The organism is Dasania sp. GY-MA-18, from assembly GCF_024734385.1.
Lineage (GTDB): Bacteria > Pseudomonadota > Gammaproteobacteria > Pseudomonadales > Dasaniaceae > Dasania > Dasania phycosphaerae.
In genome coordinates, this window is the sequence record NZ_JANHAP010000001.1 from 448,975 (window position 1) to 463,863 (window position 14,889).

Here is a 14,889-nt window from a genome sequence, read left to right on the forward strand (position 1 = left end):
TACGCAGGCAACAATAGCGCTGAGCTTAGGACTGGAAGGCAGTGAGCTGCACCTCATCCTCCACATTGCTTAGGCACAACGCTTTGCTTTCCGTTTTTTGCTGGTAGCCTATACCATCTAAGGTTAGCGATACATTGGGGTATAGCACTTTTTTGACCTGCACTGTGGCGGGCTGGTGGTTTGCTTTTTTCTGCTCTAGCTGCGCCTTGAGGGCGGCTAGCTTATCCAGTTGGGTGGCCAAAGCCGCTAGCGTTTGGGTGATTTTGTCAGCTTTTTCAGCCAACTCGCTGGTTAAGGGCTTTAGCGCCTCATAGCGGCGTATTTTTGCTAGCGCCGCACTAAGCTTGTCGCTGTCGGCCTGGCGCTTTTCACTAAGTGCGCGCAGCTCTTTAAGCTTAGCGACATAGCTGCTGGGCTCACCCACTTCTACCGCCGTTTTAATATAGGCATCGTTGCCCAGATTATTGGCCACTACCGATTTGAGCGCATAGGTATGGCCGCCAAAAATAGCCCCGCGACCGCCATTTTGCCCCAATAACACACTAGCCTTAGCACTCACCCGACTGTGCATTAGGTATTCTCTCACCTCCACATTCTGGCCAGCCTTAAGCTCGGCCATATTGACAAACCTGGCCTCTATATTACCGACGGCCTCAAGATAGGCCCCCATAGTTAAGACTTCAAAATTCTCTTGTTCTTCGTCTTCGCCCTCAGTTTCAGCGCTGGCAACCAGCGGTGCAGAGCGCTTTTTCAATTTGGCGGCTCTATCCTCCCCAATCACACCATTGGCCACCGAAATATTGCCGCCGGCAATAATCCTTGCTTTGTCTACGGTATCTTTGACTACCACATCACCGCTGGCACGCACCTCATAACCACTGGCAACACTGCCTTTGATCAGCACCGAACCGTCGAAATCGATATTGCCACTGGCCAGGTTCACATTGGGTAGCACCAGTGTAGGGTCAACACTAACCCCATCCGGCAAAATAACTGGATGGCCTTTTACAGTCGCTATTAACAAGTTGGCGTCGCTGTCACTAATCGCCGCCCCTGACAAAGATGCCGAAAACTTAAACGCCTTACCCGCTACCGGTGCTAAAGGCATACCCAGCACATCCTCACCGGGGGTGCCTAAGGTATGGGGGATAACACGTGCCAGCTCCTCTCCCTGTTCAACCACCACAAAGTCTTGCAGGCGATGGAAATCCATATTACCCAGTTCATCTTCATTAAGCGTAGAAACACTCTCCTCGATTAACACCTCCAGGTAACCATCATCTCCCGCGACAGGCTCCAACGCCCTAGCAACAATATGATTACTGCCGCTGCCCGCCGCCACAGCCTGCTCCAATAAAGATTCATCTATACAGTTAGCGGCAATACGATTATTGAGCAACGCTTGACGCAACGTTTCCACAGTTAAAGGCTGGCCGCCACAGGCTGGCTCTATATCGACGTGCACCGCGCGCTTATTGTTGGCAATATGCACCTCTACCCTAGCGTCGCGGCGCTCACCTATCACCACAACTCCTGCTTCACCTGCCGCGGCTTTAGTTAGCACATCGTTCATAGCCTCTTCGTCTAGCCACAACGAGGCAAAACCCTCATCCTGTAGCAGGGCGCGCATAGACATTATGGTTACAGGCTTAGAGCCTTGAGAGCTCTGTTCACTCACTAATGACAACTGTGCCAATAGCTGGCCATTATCAGCCAAGCGCAGTGCAAGCTCACAAGTTTGTGAAGCCGAAGGTACTGAAGCTGAAGATCCAGCCAACTCAACCTCCGATTGCGCAGCAGGGCTTACCCCCAAGCCTTTTTTATCCGACGCCACCTAAGCCTCCCCAGCAAAATATTATTAGCATTATTCTATGGGCCTCAATATAGCGTAATTATGGCCACAAGGCAGCTTAGCCATAGGGCTTAAGCCTTTAATCCTACAAGCAAAAATCAGCATTCCTTAATAAGCAGCAAGCAGCGCAGTGCTCACTTAACAAAACAGCGGGGGAATTGGGTCGACAAGCGTAATCACATCCGGTAACTTTCTTGGCTATTTCAGTACTCTGGTTAGGAAAGCAAACACCATGGCTCAATACGTCTACACCATGAACCGCGTTGGCAAAGTCGTGCCACCCAAACGCGAGATTCTTAAAGACATCTCCCTCTCATTTTTTCCCGGCGCCAAAATTGGCGTGCTAGGCCTAAACGGTGCCGGCAAGTCCACCCTGCTAAGAATTATGGCCGGCGTAGACACCGAATATAACGGTGAAGCCCGCCCGCAAGCTGGCATCAATGTAGGCTACCTGCCACAGGAACCCGAGCTAGACCCCAGCAAAGATGTGCGCGGCAATGTTGAAGATGGCATGAGCGACGTGGTGGACGCCCAAAAAGAACTGGACGCTGTTTACGCCGCCTACGCCGAGCCCGACGCCGACTTTGACGCCCTAGCTAAACGCCAGCAGGAGCTGGAAAATATTATTCAGGCTTCTGACTCCCACAATATGGAGCACAAACTGGAAGTCGCTGCCGACGCCCTGCGCCTGCCACCCTGGGATGCCGACGTTAGCAAATTATCGGGTGGTGAGCGCCGCCGGGTCGCCCTGTGCCGCCTACTGATGTCCAACCCCGACATGCTGTTACTGGACGAACCCACCAACCATTTAGATGCCGAATCCGTACACTGGCTGGAGCACTTTTTGACCGAATACCCCGGCACCGTAGTGGCCATTACCCACGATAGATACTTCCTGGATAATGCCGCCAACTGGATTTTGGAATTAGACCGCGGTCGCGGCATCCCCTATGAGGGCAACTATTCCAACTGGCTAGAGGCCAAAGAAGCGCGCCTGGAACAAGAGTCCAAGCAAGAAGCCTCGCACTCCAAAGCCGTTAAAGCCGAGCTGGAATGGGTGCGCCAAAACCCCAAGGGCCGCCAAGCCAAAAACAAGGCCCGCCTGGCACGCTTTGAAGAGTTGCAATCGCAGGACTTTCAATCGCGCTCAGAAACTAATGAAATTTATATTCCACCCGGCCAGCGCTTGGGCGACAAGGTTATAGAAGTCAAAAACGTTAGTAAGGCCTACGGTGACAACAGCCTCTACGAAAATGTCAGTTTCTCGGTACCTAAGGGTGCCATAGTCGGGGTCATCGGCGGCAACGGCGCGGGCAAGTCCACCCTGTTTAAAATTATTGCCGGCATGGAACAAGCCGACAGCGGCGAAGTAGAACTGGGGGATACCGTAGATCTGGTCTACGTAGAGCAATTGCGCGACGCCCTAGACGACAACCAAACCGTATGGGAAGCCGTATCCGGCGGCCACGACCAGTTAAAAATCGGCGGCTATGAAATCTCGTCCCGCGCCTATATAGGTCGTTTTAATTTCAAAGGTTCAGACCAACAAAAACGAGTAGGGGAATTATCCGGCGGTGAACGCGGCCGCCTGCAATTGGCCTGCACTCTTAAGCAAGGGGGCAATGTTTTATTATTGGATGAACCCTCTAACGACCTGGATATAGAAACGCTACGCGCTCTGGAAGAGGCTCTACTAACCTTCCCCGGCTGCGCCATGATTATCTCTCACGATCGTTGGTTCTTAGATCGCATAGCCACTCACATTTTGGCCTATGAAGATGACGGCACTGTCGTATTTTTTGAAGGTAACTATACTGAGTATCACAGCGACCTAGTGGCCCGCAAAGGCGAAAACACCTTGCCCCAGCGCAGCCGCTATAAAAAATTACGCTAAGCCATTAGCTGCGGCATAAACAGCCAGCAGCTAATATTATAGTGATTATCAGCGCCATTTTATTGAGAGCCCTTTATGAGCAGCAACGAACGCAGAAGTTTTAGCCGCATCGCTTTTCAGGCCGAAACCAGCATCCAGCAAGGAGCAGATTTATGGGCCGTAGAGCTTATAGATGTTTCACTTAAGGGCTTATTAATCAAAAAACCGGACGACTGGAGCGGCAACCGTGAGCTAGCGTTTCATATCAGCATACACCTGGGTGACAACACCGACATCACCATGACCGCCCTAGAGCGCCATGACGACGACGGCCAGCTAGGCTTTGAATGCCAACACATAGATATAGACAGCATAGCCCACCTACGCCGCCTAGTAGAATTAAACCTGGGTGACGCCAGCCTGCTAGAGCGAGAACTAGCCACACTAGGACAGTAAGCCCTCATCATAAAACACTAATTAGCAAGCACAAAAAAACCAGGCATGATGCCTGGTTTTTTCTTTTCTCTTATCGCTTGTAGCTTGTAGCTTGTAGCTTGTAGCTTAAAGCTTAAAGCTTAAAGCGGATAATGCTCAGGGTAAGGCAGCTGTGCCACACCAGTATCTATCGCCGCCTGCGCCACCGCAGCCGAAATAGAGCTAAGCAGACGGCTATCCATAGGCTTAGGCAAAATATAATCAGGGCCAAATTCTAACGACTCTTCACCACAGGCGTCCAAGACTTCTTGGGTTACCGGCAATTTAGCAATGGCACGCAAGGCTTCTACCGCAGCAATTTTCATCGCCTCGTTAATGCGACGCGAACGCACATCTAAAGCACCGCGGAAAATAAAGGGGAAACCTAAAACATTATTCACCTGATTGGGAAAATCAGAACGCCCTGTGGCCATAATCACATCGGGGCGCGTTTTTTTCGCCAGTGCTGGATCAATTTCTGGGTCTGGGTTAGAGCAGGCAAATACGATGGGATTAGGTGCCATTTTTTCTAGTAAACTGGCCTCTAATAAATTAGCTCCCGACAAACCTAAAAACACATCAGCGCCATCTAAAGCCTCAGCCATAGAACGCGCATCGGTTAAATGAGCAAACTCTTCTTTAAACTCATTTAAACCAGAGCGCCCTGCATAAATTACCCCACCCCTATCTATCATGGTGAGATGCTCTTGTTTGGCGCCCAAGCTTTTTAACAAACGCATACAGGCTATTGCCGCTGAGCCCGCGCCCAAACAAACAATTTTTGCATCCTCTAGAGTTTTGCCCTGTATTTCCAGGGCATTCAACATACCAGCGGCTGTTACTATGGCCGTGCCGTGTTGATCATCATGGAATACGGGAATTTTACACTGCTCGATTAATACGTCTTCAATTTGAAAACATTCAGGCGCTTTAATGTCTTCTAGGTTAATACCGCCAAAACTATCGGCTATGCGCACTACGGTATCAATAAACTGTTGCGGATCCTCGGTATCCACTTCTAAATCGATAGAGTCTATACCCGCAAAGCGTTTAAACAGTAGCGACTTACCTTCCATTACGGGCTTACTGGCCAAGGCACCTAAATTACCCAAACCTAAAATAGCGGTACCGTTAGAAATAACCGCCACCATATTACCCTTGGCAGTGTATTTATAGGCATTGTCAGGATCAGCGGCAATCGCACGAACAGGCTCAGCAACACCTGGGCTATAAGCCAGGGCGAGGTCATGTTGAGTCTCTGCTGCTTTGCTTAACTCAACGCTAATTTTGCCCGGCTTAGGAAATTGATGGTAATCCAAAGCTGCCTGCTTAAAATCGTCTGACATAGTCCCTACTCTGTTAGTTTTAATTGCTATAAAAATGATGCTGGAGGAGCTGATCTGTTTAACGGCATGAAGATCGAAGCACCGACAGCTTCTTACTGTGTACCCAATGCTTCCGGGAACGCTGAAAGGGCTAATGATGATAAAGAAAAGCCCCTGACGCCACAAGGCTATTATCTGTCTGGCTGCGGCCCTCACTGTCGCACTGCCGGACTCATATCTACATAAGCGGTAAATTACCGCCTTTTAACGTCACGTTCGTACCACTTCGCTTGCCAACCGCTTTTCAACGTTTTTTTCTATCTATTGAATAAAAAAATAAATAGCCCTAGGCTTTAAACCATAACAACAAAAATATTAAAGTTTCATTGCCACAGCGTTTATTTTTCTCCACACCTGCGGCGATGTACACATCCGTTTAGACCGAAAAAAATAACCAAACAACTCTCTACTTTCCACTCGCTTTTAAGCAAGCCCGTTTGCAACAAGGCAACAGCCTAAACTGCAACGGGAATAACCCACTAAGCTAAGCAACAAACACCACAAATGCGTAGCAAAAAAAAACGCCCAACCGTAGGTTGAGCGTTTTTCGATAAGCTAACTGGCGCAGCCTAAACTTAAGCTTTGCTACCGCGACCGCCGAAACGCTTGCGGAAACGATCAACACGACCGCCGCTATCCAACATTTTCTGCTTACCAGTGTAAAAAGGGTGACAGGCAGAACATACGTCCAAGTGTAAATCTTGGCACAAAGTAGAACGCGTCTTAACAACATTACCGCAACCGCAGGTCGCTGTTATTTCTTCGTATTTGGGGTGGATATCAGCTTTCATGGTTTGTTTCCTTAAAATAGGTGCCGCCACTTGATCTCTTGCCAAGCACCGCACTAAATCACCCCAAATGGCTATTACGAATAAACCCTTGGGCTGCTTGAAAAATAGGCGGTGCATAATACCAAAATAAACTCGATTAGCAAGGCCGCCGTTAGCCTAAAAGCAGTGTTACCGCCTTTATACACTCTTTGTTAGACTAGAGCAGCCTTAAAACCTATAAAAAGCCGCCAACCCCTAGCCTAAGCCTGTTAATGACCTACCTACGCCTAGCTCTACCCACCCCCCTGCGCCGCAGCTTTGATTACCTGCCCCCCGCCGATTTAAGTGCTGAGCAAGTTCAGCAACTGCAACCAGGCCTGCGTATACAAGTGCCTTTTGGACCGCGCCAGCTTATAGGGGTATTACTAGAGCTCAGCGAGCATAGCGATATTGCCGAGCATAAGCTCAAGCCAGCCATAGCCGTGCTGGATCAACACAGCTTGATCAGCCCGCATATACTCGCGCTATGCCAATGGGCCAGCAACTACTACCAATACTCTGTAGGCGAGGTACTCAGCAACGCCCTGCCCACGCTAATGCGCAAACAGGCCGAGCTGCCCAGCTATAGCGAAACCCGCTGGCGACTAAGCAGCAAAGGCAAGGGCCTGCCCGAAGGTGCACTCAAACGAGCCCCCAAACAAGCGCTAGCGCTACAACTACTACAGCAACAGGGCGACATAGGCCTAGCCGAATTAACCAGCGCCGAGCTCAACCGCAGCCATATTAAGGCGCTGGTCGATAAAGGCCTGGCCCAGGCTTTTAGCAGCGAGGCCAGCACAGCACAGCACCCGGTGTTAAAACAAGCCAGCCTCACCCTGAACCAGCAACAACAGTTGGCGGTATCCAGCATCAACCCCGAGGCGGGCTATCAATGCTGCTTATTAGAGGGCATCACCGGCAGCGGCAAAACCGAGGTATATTTACAACTCATCGCCAAATGCTTAAAGCTGGGTAAACAGGCGCTGGTATTAATACCCGAAATAGGACTAACCCCGCAAACCCTGGCCAGATTTCAGCGCCGCTTTAACTGCAACATCGTCATCCTGCACTCTGGGCTAACAGACCGCGAGCGCGCCATCGCCTGGCAGCAGGCTCGCAAGCAGCAAGCCGCTATAGTCATGGGTACCCGCTCGGCCATCTATACCGACATGCCGGCGCTGGGCATGATTATTATTGACGAAGAACACGACAGCTCTTTCAAGCAACAAGAGGGCTTTCGCTATTCCGCCCGCGATATAGGCATCAAACGCGCCTTCGATCTCAACATTCCCATAGTGTTGGGCTCAGCCACCCCCAGCTTGGAAACCCTGCACAATGCCGAAAGCGGTCGCTATCAACACCTGCAGCTAACCCAGCGCGCCACCGGCGCCAGCATCCCGCCCCTACAGCTAATAGACACCCGCAACAGCCCACTGCAACATGGCTTTAGCAAAGAGGTGTTAACCGCCATACACAGTGAGATACACAGCGGCAACCAGGTACTGGTATTTATTAACCGCCGCGGCTTTGCCCCCACCTTAATGTGCAATAACTGCGGCCACGTTGCCCAATGCCAGCACTGCGATGCCAGGCTGACAGTACACTACCGCCAACGCCAACTGCGCTGCCATCACTGCGACAGTTTATGGCCACTACCCAGCCACTGCCTTGAGTGCAATAGCCACGAGCTGGATTTTCGCGGCATAGGCACTGAGCGCAGCGAGCAAACGCTGCAACAGCTATTCCCCGGCACCGAGGTCATACGCATAGACCGCGACACCACCAGCCGCAAAAATGCCATGCAAGATATGGTCGACGAGGTACACAAGGGCGAGCCCTGTATTTTGGTAGGCACGCAAATGCTGGCCAAGGGCCATCATTTTCCCGATGTAACCCTGGTCGTGATTTTGGATGCCGATGGCGGTTTATTTAGTGCCGATTTTCGCGGCCCCGAAAAAATGGGGCAACTGCTGATACAAGTGGCGGGGCGCGCAGGACGCGAAGCCAAAGCCGGGCAAGTCATGATACAAACCCTACAACCCGAGCATCCGTTTTTGCTCAGCCTGGTCAACAATAATTACAAATTATTTGCCCAGCAATTACTGCGCGAAAGAAAACTACTAGGGCTGCCCCCCTACGGCCACCTGGCCATTATACGAGCCGACCACCACAACCTGGCCGAAGCCGAACAACTGCTACAAGCACTGCGCCAGCACAGCGAACAAGGACAAACATCACAAGCACAATGCCTAGGGCCACTGCCCGCTCCCATGACCAAAAAAGCCGGCCGCTTTCGCGCCCAGCTTATTTTACAAGCCGACACCCGGCCGCTATTACATCAACGCCTGCAACATATCGTCGCCATAGCCGAGCAACACCCATTGGCTAAAAAAGTACGCTGGTCGGTGGATGTGGATCCGGCGGATATGTATTGATTCAGTCGCTAGGCTGGAGTCACTAGTCTCTAGACGGTAGTCGCTAGTATGAGCTTACTAACTAGCGACTAGGAACTAGGAACTAGAGGCTGTCGACTGAGAAGCCGTAAAGGCTTCGAGCCCCTGCTGCACCAGCTCATAGGTTTTATCAATATTGCTGGCTATATCACCTTCCAACACTCCCAGGCCATCCAGTATTTCGCGTGCTTCCGCAAAGCCTTGGTCTATGCCACCACCTATAACGCCTAAGAATTTATCCAGCTGCTCTTGCAAGCTTAAGCCCTGATGACGCTCTTGAGATTGAAAGGCCGAGAAAAAGGCGGTGCTTTGGCTGACTATGCGCTCGGCTGTGGCTTCGGGGGATACATCTAAACCGGACTCGTAGGCTTGCTCGATAGCGTTAGCACCTAAGATGGGTTCTACATGTTCTTTCAACGCCTCCAGCACCGTTTTAAACAGCAGCGCCATGGGCTGATCTTTAGCGCCCACACTGACGCTAAGCTGCGATTCTATAATGGCTTGGTTAAGGCTAGCCTTAGGGTCATCCAGCTCGCCGGCATCGATTTTTTTCGCCAGCCCCGGCGGCATGCCATGGGGATGCGGCTTATTGCGCGCCTCGGCCGCGCGCTCACTGGCCTGTTCAGGCAGAGCTGGCTTTTGCAGGCCACGATACGTATAGCTATCGGTAATATTGGGCGGTGACATGGCAGCTCCTTGCGAATTGCAGCGCGGTAAGCATGTTGTTGAATAAGCTCTTCAAGTCAGTATAGCGGCTGATTGACTCCACTCTACAAGACCGTTTATTTATAAAGCCTGCCGCCATTAACACAATCGCAGCAACCTACCCCTAGGTGGGTAGCACCCAACCCCATAAACAGGGATAATACGCGGCTATTTTGTTAACACTGATATTGTGAAGCGATTACCCCTATGAAAGACCATGTAGCCGAGCTGATTACCGCCGCCCTTAACACGCTAGTTGCCAATGGCGACCTACCTGAGACTATTCAGCCCCGCGTGATGGTCGACCGTACTCGCGATAAAAGCCATGGCGACTTCGCCAGCAATATCGCCATGACCCTAGCCAAGCCCGCCGGTAAACCACCTCGTGAAGTGGCGCAGCTAATTATCGAAGCCCTGCCGCAATCAGCCCAGCTTAGCAAAGCTGAAATTGCTGGCCCCGGTTTTATTAATTTCTTTATGGACGATGCCGCCACCTCGGCCATTATCAGCAGCGTACTGAGCGCAGGCGATAGCTTTGGCCGCAATACCAGCGGTGCCGGCAAAAAAGTACAGGTGGAGTTTGTCTCCGCCAACCCCACCGGCCCCCTACACGTAGGCCACGGCCGCGGCGCGGCGGTGGGCGATAGCATATGCAGGCTGCTAGCGGCCAACGGCTGGGATGTCACCAGTGAGTTTTACTACAACGATGCTGGCGCGCAAATTAACAACCTCGCCCTTTCTACCCAAGCACGCTGTAAGGGCCTAGGCCCCGATGATGAAGGCTGGCCCGCCGACGGTTATCGCGGCACTTATATTACCGAGTTAGCCGAAAGCTATATGAAAGGCGAAACCGTACACGCCGAAGACAAACACGTCACTGGCAAAGCCGATGCCGACGACCTAGATGCCATACGCGATTTCGCCGTGGCCTATTTGCGTCGCGAGCAAGATCACGATCTCAAAGCCTTTGGCGTTGATTTTGATGTGTACTTCTTAGAGTCCTCTTTATACAGCGATGGCGATGTTGAAAAGACCGTAGAAAAACTTATCGCCAGCGGCCACACCTACGAAAAAGACGGCGCCCTGTGGCTAAAAACCACCGACTTTGGCGATGACAAAGACCGCGTTATGCGCAAGTCTGAAGGCGGCTACACCTACTTTGTGCCGGACGTGGCCTACCACATGAACAAATGGCAGCGCGGCTTTGAGCGCGTGGTCAACGAACAAGGTGCCGACCATCACAGCACCATCACCCGTGTGCGCGCAGGCCTGCAAGCTTTAGGCGAAGGCATACCCAAAGCCTGGCCTGAATATGTGCTGCACCAAATGGTCATGGTGATGCGCGGCGGCGAAGAGGTGAAAATCTCCAAGCGCGCTGGCAGTTACGTCACCCTGCAAGACTTAGTCGAAGAAGTAGGCCGCGATGCCACACGCTACTTTTTAGTAGCCCGTGCCACCACCTCACAGCTAACCTTTGATATAGACTTGGCCATATCGCAAAGCAACGACAACCCCGTGTATTACATACAGTACGCCCACGCTCGCGTGTGCAGCATGTTGCGCAAACTGGCCGATCACGGTTGGAGCTGGTCGCCCGAGCAGGCAGGCCACTTTGAACTGTTAAGCGAAGATGCCGAGAAAGGCTTAATGAACAAGCTAGCCGCCTACCCTGAGCTAATCACAAGAGCGGGCAGCAATACCGAGCCCCATATCGTCGCCAACTACCTGCAAGAATTAGCCGGTGAATTCCACAGCTACTACAACAGCCATAAAATGCTGATAGACGATGAAAAATTGCGTAACGCACGTCTCAGCTTAAGCGAAGCTGTGAGACAGGTACTGCGAAATGGCTTAGACTTGCTGGGTGTTTCTGCACCTGAATCTATGTAACGCATTAGAAATAAAAATATGACCCACGACTTTGCCAAAAAGCCTAAAGCCAATAGCAAAAAGCAAAACGGCCATCGCAAAAACAGCCCCAAAAGCCAGGTACCTGGCTGGGTGTGGCTGTTTACCGGCATAGTCACGGGTTTATTTATTGCCTTCTTAGCACACTTGGCCGACATCACCCCGCCAGCCAAAAGCAGCGAAGAAAAAGTCGCCGCCAAAGCCAGCACAAAAACCAAAGCCAACGACAAGCCCACCACCAGCTTTGAGTTTTACACCCTGCTGCCCGAGCGCGAAGTGATCGTGCCGGTAGAAGAAAACAGCGCCAATGACAAACCCCAGCAGCAGATCATTTACATACTGCAAGCTGGCTCCTTCAAAAACCCCGCCGATGCCGACCGCCTGCGCGCCAAACTAATACTGTTAGGCCTGGACACCAAGGTAGAAGAAGTCACTGGCAAGGGCAACGACACCTGGCACCGCGTGCAGGTAGGGCCCTTTGTGTCACGCTCCAAACTCTCTAAGGCCCGCAACCTGTTGATTAGCAACAATGTGGAAACCTTATTGTTAAAACGCAAAGTAAAAAGCTAAACCCAGCTTAGCCACATGCTGGTCACACCAGCATAAAGACTATGCGCTACAATCCCTTGAAAAACACCAGCGCACCCCCATATACAACAGCTACCACCCTTCAAAACACTGCCCCACTAAGGAGACCCCCTTGGATCAATACAGAGGCACCACTATTCTTTCAGTTCGTCGCGATGGCCATGTGGTCATAGGCGGCGATGGCCAAGTATCTATGGGTAATACCGTTATGAAAGGTAATGCCCGCAAGGTGCGTCGCCTGTATAACAACCAAGTGATAGCCGGTTTTGCTGGCGGCACCGCCGATGCCTTCACCCTGTTTGAGCTGTTTGAGGCGCAACTGGAAAAACACCAAGGCAACTTAGTACGCGCTGCCGTAGAGCTGGCCAAAGCCTGGCGCACCGAGCGCTCACTGCGCCAGCTAGAAGCCCTGCTGGCAGTAGCTGACAAAACCACCTCGCTCATCATTACCGGTAACGGCGATGTAATAGAGCCGGAAAATAATTTAATCGCCATAGGTTCTGGCGGCCCCTTTGCCCAATCCGCCGCCAAGGCGCTGCTGGACAACACCGAGCTCAGCGCCCGCGATATCGTCGAAAAAGGCTTAGAAATAGCTGGCGACATCTGCGTATACACCAACCACAACCGCACCATAGAAGAATTAAAGAGCGACAGCTAACAACCCCCTGCTGCGCTCTGCTGCTAATTAATAGGTATTACCATGTCACAAATGACTCCCAGAGAAATTGTCCACGAGCTAGACAAACACATCATAGGTCAGGAAAACGCCAAGCGCGCAGTAGCCATAGCCCTGCGTAACCGCTGGCGCCGCATGCAGCTTAACGAAGAACTGCGTGCCGAAATCACCCCTAAAAATATTTTAATGATAGGGCCCACCGGGGTGGGTAAAACCGAAATTGCCCGCCGCTTAGCAAAACTGGCCAACGCACCTTTTATTAAAGTAGAAGCCACCAAATTCACCGAAGTGGGCTATGTAGGCCGCGATGTAGAATCCATAGTGCGCGACTTAATGGATGTTTCTATCAAAATGTTCCGCGAGCAGGAGATGGAAAAAGTTAAGCACCGCGCTCTAGACGCCGCTGAGGAGAGGGTGTTAGACGTATTACTCCCCCCCGCTCGCGGTGAAGAAGGCAGCAGCGATAAAGAAACCACTACCCGCCAGCTATTCCGTAAAAAATTACGCGAAGGCGAGCTGGACGACAAAGAGATAGAAATTGAAGTCAGTGCCGCGCAAATGGGCGTAGAAATCATGGCTCCCCCCGGCATGGAAGACATGACTAACCAATTGCAAAACATGTTTTCCAGCATGGGCAAAGACAAAAAGAAAAGCGCCAAACTCACCGTTAAAGCCGCCATGAAAAAGCTGCAAGACGAAGAGGCTGCCAAACTGGTTAATGATGACGACATTAAAAACAAGGCACTACAAGCCGCCGAGCAAAATGGCATAGTCTTTATAGACGAACTAGACAAAGTCGCCAAACGCAGCGAAGGCGCGGGAGCTGATGTTTCGCGTGAAGGAGTGCAACGTGATTTACTGCCACTAATTGAAGGCAGCACCGTAAGCACCAAACACGGCATGATTAAAACCGATCATATTTTATTTATTGCCTCGGGCGCCTTTCACTTAGCCAAACCCTCGGACTTAATCCCCGAGCTGCAAGGCCGCCTACCTATACGGGTAGAGCTAGAGGCGCTAAGCCCCGATGACTTCAAGCGTATCTTAACCGAACCTGACTCCTCACTGACTGAGCAATACCAAGCGCTAATTGCCACCGAAGGTTTAAATATAAATTTTACCGAAGATGGCATTTTAAAAATCGCCGAAACCGCCTGGGAAGTTAACGAGCGCACCGAAAATATAGGTGCCCGCCGCTTACATACCATTATGGAACGTTTACTGGATGAAGCCTCGTTTACTGCCTCAGATCATAGTGGTGATAAGCTATTGGTCGACGCCAACTACGTTACTGAAAAGCTAGGCGAGCTAGTGAATGATGAGGACCTAAGCCGCTTTATCCTCTAATTGCAGCCAGCTCTAACCATAAAGCCGCCGCGCCATAAACGCTGCGGCTTTATTTTTTTAATAATAAGTGCTTAGTAATTGTACAAGGTGATGATTTGTCTTTATTATCCGCCCCCATGAATAAAATAACACTAAGAGCAATTCAAGGCGGAATTCTTGCGGCCGGCGCCCCCATAGGCTGGTTAATCATACGCGTATTTTCAGGTTCTGAACCATTAGCCGAACTACAACAGCATTGGAGCCTGTATGCTTATATGCTATTCGGTACGCAAATGGTTTTTATTACCTTTAGCATTTATGTGGGCCGGCAGGAACAACTTATCTCTAACCTCGCCATAAGAGACAGCCTCACAGGCATTTTTAATTTACGCTTTATGGTTGAGCGCATGAACGAAGAGATTGCCAATGCCCAACGCTACAACACCGCACTCTCGGTTATTTACTGCGACTTAGACCATTTCAAAAAAGTAAACGACCAATACGGCCACCCCGGTGGCGACGAAGTATTACGCCAAGTCACCAAAGCTATCAGCTTTAAAACTCGCACTCAGGATGTATTCGCTCGCGTGGGAGGCGAAGAATTTGCCATCCTATTACCTCAGTGTAACCACAGTGATGCTATAGATTATGCCGAACGCATACGCAAAACCGTAGAGCAATTACCCATACAAATCCCTACCAAGCCTGCATTTGGGGTAACCATCTCGCTGGGTGTTGCTACACTAAAAGAACATGAAACTGTTAATGACTTCTATAAACGCGCCGACCAAAACCTTTACCTGGCCAAACAACAAGGCCGCAATAAGGTAGTCGCCTAAT

Annotated in this window: 12 protein-coding genes; 8 read left to right on the forward strand and 4 right to left on the reverse strand. The window is 51.0% G+C overall.

The genetic code is table 11. The features are described from left to right. Positions 1-25 precede the first annotated feature (25 nt). Complete coding sequence (locus NO559_RS02025; RefSeq protein ID WP_258330103.1) at positions 26-1,834, reverse strand: DUF342 domain-containing protein; 1,809 nt, start codon at positions 1,832-1,834, stop codon at positions 26-28. Positions 1,835-2,084: 250 nt separating this feature from the next. Between NO559_RS02025 and ettA the strand changes: the two genes are divergently transcribed. Together ettA and NO559_RS02035 are read left to right on the forward strand one after the other, a co-directional pair. Then, positions 2,085-3,746: an energy-dependent translational throttle protein EttA gene (gene ettA, locus NO559_RS02030; protein WP_258330104.1), complete on the forward strand. Its 1,662-nt coding sequence runs from the start codon at positions 2,085-2,087 to the stop codon at positions 3,744-3,746. Between the two features lie 75 nt (positions 3,747-3,821). After that, the gene (locus NO559_RS02035) at positions 3,822-4,181 is read left to right on the forward strand and encodes a PilZ domain-containing protein (RefSeq protein WP_258330105.1); all 360 of its coding nucleotides are present in this window, start codon (positions 3,822-3,824) and stop codon (positions 4,179-4,181) included. Positions 4,182-4,300: 119 nt separating this feature from the next. Here the strand turns inward: NO559_RS02035 and NO559_RS02040 are convergent, their stop codons facing one another. Together NO559_RS02040 and rpmE are read right to left on the reverse strand one after the other, a co-directional pair. After that, complete coding sequence (locus NO559_RS02040) at positions 4,301-5,545, reverse strand: malic enzyme-like NAD(P)-binding protein (RefSeq protein ID WP_258330106.1); 1,245 nt, start codon at positions 5,543-5,545, stop codon at positions 4,301-4,303. Positions 5,546-6,159: 614 nt separating this feature from the next. Beyond that, positions 6,160-6,375, reverse strand: a complete 216-nt coding sequence (gene rpmE / locus NO559_RS02045; RefSeq protein ID WP_258330107.1) for a 50S ribosomal protein L31 — start codon at positions 6,373-6,375, stop codon at positions 6,160-6,162. Positions 6,376-6,626: 251 nt separating this feature from the next. On the opposite strand from rpmE, the gene NO559_RS02050 reads away from it, so the two are divergent. Next, positions 6,627-8,828 carry a primosomal protein N' gene (locus NO559_RS02050; RefSeq protein WP_258330108.1) on the forward strand — a complete coding sequence of 734 codons (2,202 nt, stop codon included), beginning with the start codon at positions 6,627-6,629 and terminating at the stop codon, positions 8,826-8,828. A gap of 75 nt (positions 8,829-8,903) precedes the next feature. Here the strand turns inward: NO559_RS02050 and NO559_RS02055 are convergent, their stop codons facing one another. Then, a complete protein-coding gene (locus tag NO559_RS02055; RefSeq protein WP_258330109.1) occupies positions 8,904-9,533 on the reverse strand; it encodes a DUF5610 domain-containing protein in 630 nt (209 codons plus the stop codon). 225 nt (positions 9,534-9,758) lie between these two features. Here NO559_RS02055 and argS point away from each other — a divergent pair, with 225 nt between their 5' ends. The 5 genes from argS (at position 9,759) to NO559_RS02080 (ending at position 14,888) form a co-directional block, all read left to right on the forward strand. Next, positions 9,759-11,441 (forward strand): arginine--tRNA ligase, encoded by a 1,683-nt coding sequence (argS, locus tag NO559_RS02060; RefSeq protein WP_258330110.1) that lies wholly within the window; start codon positions 9,759-9,761, stop codon positions 11,439-11,441. Between the two features lie 18 nt (positions 11,442-11,459). Continuing rightward, a complete protein-coding gene (locus tag NO559_RS02065; RefSeq protein ID WP_258330111.1) occupies positions 11,460-12,029 on the forward strand; it encodes an SPOR domain-containing protein in 570 nt (189 codons plus the stop codon). 130 nt (positions 12,030-12,159) lie between these two features. After that, positions 12,160-12,705, forward strand: coding sequence for an ATP-dependent protease subunit HslV (hslV, locus tag NO559_RS02070; RefSeq protein ID WP_258330112.1), 546 nt, complete (start codon positions 12,160-12,162; stop codon positions 12,703-12,705). A 42-nt stretch (positions 12,706-12,747) separates the two neighbouring features. Continuing rightward, positions 12,748-14,070 (forward strand): ATP-dependent protease ATPase subunit HslU, encoded by a 1,323-nt coding sequence (gene hslU, locus NO559_RS02075; protein ID WP_258330113.1) that lies wholly within the window; start codon positions 12,748-12,750, stop codon positions 14,068-14,070. A gap of 95 nt (positions 14,071-14,165) precedes the next feature. Further along, a complete protein-coding gene (locus NO559_RS02080) occupies positions 14,166-14,888 on the forward strand; it encodes a GGDEF domain-containing protein (protein WP_258330114.1) in 723 nt (240 codons plus the stop codon). Position 14,889 lies beyond the last annotated feature (1 nt).

Excerpts from the sequence above, each read along its gene's own strand:
- NO559_RS02040 (WP_258330106.1), bottom strand. The coding sequence starts at position 5,545 with ATGTCAGACGATTTTAAGCAGGCAGCTTTGGATTACCATCAATTTCCT.
- rpmE (WP_258330107.1), bottom strand. The coding sequence starts at position 6,375 with ATGAAAGCTGATATCCACCCCAAATACGAAGAAATAACAGCGACCTGC.
- NO559_RS02035 (WP_258330105.1), top strand. The coding sequence starts at position 3,822 with ATGAGCAGCAACGAACGCAGAAGTTTTAGCCGCATCGCTTTTCAGGCC.
- NO559_RS02055 (WP_258330109.1), bottom strand. The coding sequence starts at position 9,533 with ATGTCACCGCCCAATATTACCGATAGCTATACGTATCGTGGCCTGCAA.
- NO559_RS02065 (WP_258330111.1), top strand. The coding sequence starts at position 11,460 with ATGACCCACGACTTTGCCAAAAAGCCTAAAGCCAATAGCAAAAAGCAA.
- NO559_RS02050 (WP_258330108.1), top strand. The coding sequence starts at position 6,627 with ATGACCTACCTACGCCTAGCTCTACCCACCCCCCTGCGCCGCAGCTTT.
- argS (WP_258330110.1), top strand. The coding sequence starts at position 9,759 with ATGAAAGACCATGTAGCCGAGCTGATTACCGCCGCCCTTAACACGCTA.
- hslU (WP_258330113.1), top strand. The coding sequence starts at position 12,748 with ATGTCACAAATGACTCCCAGAGAAATTGTCCACGAGCTAGACAAACAC.
- ettA (WP_258330104.1), top strand. The coding sequence starts at position 2,085 with ATGGCTCAATACGTCTACACCATGAACCGCGTTGGCAAAGTCGTGCCA.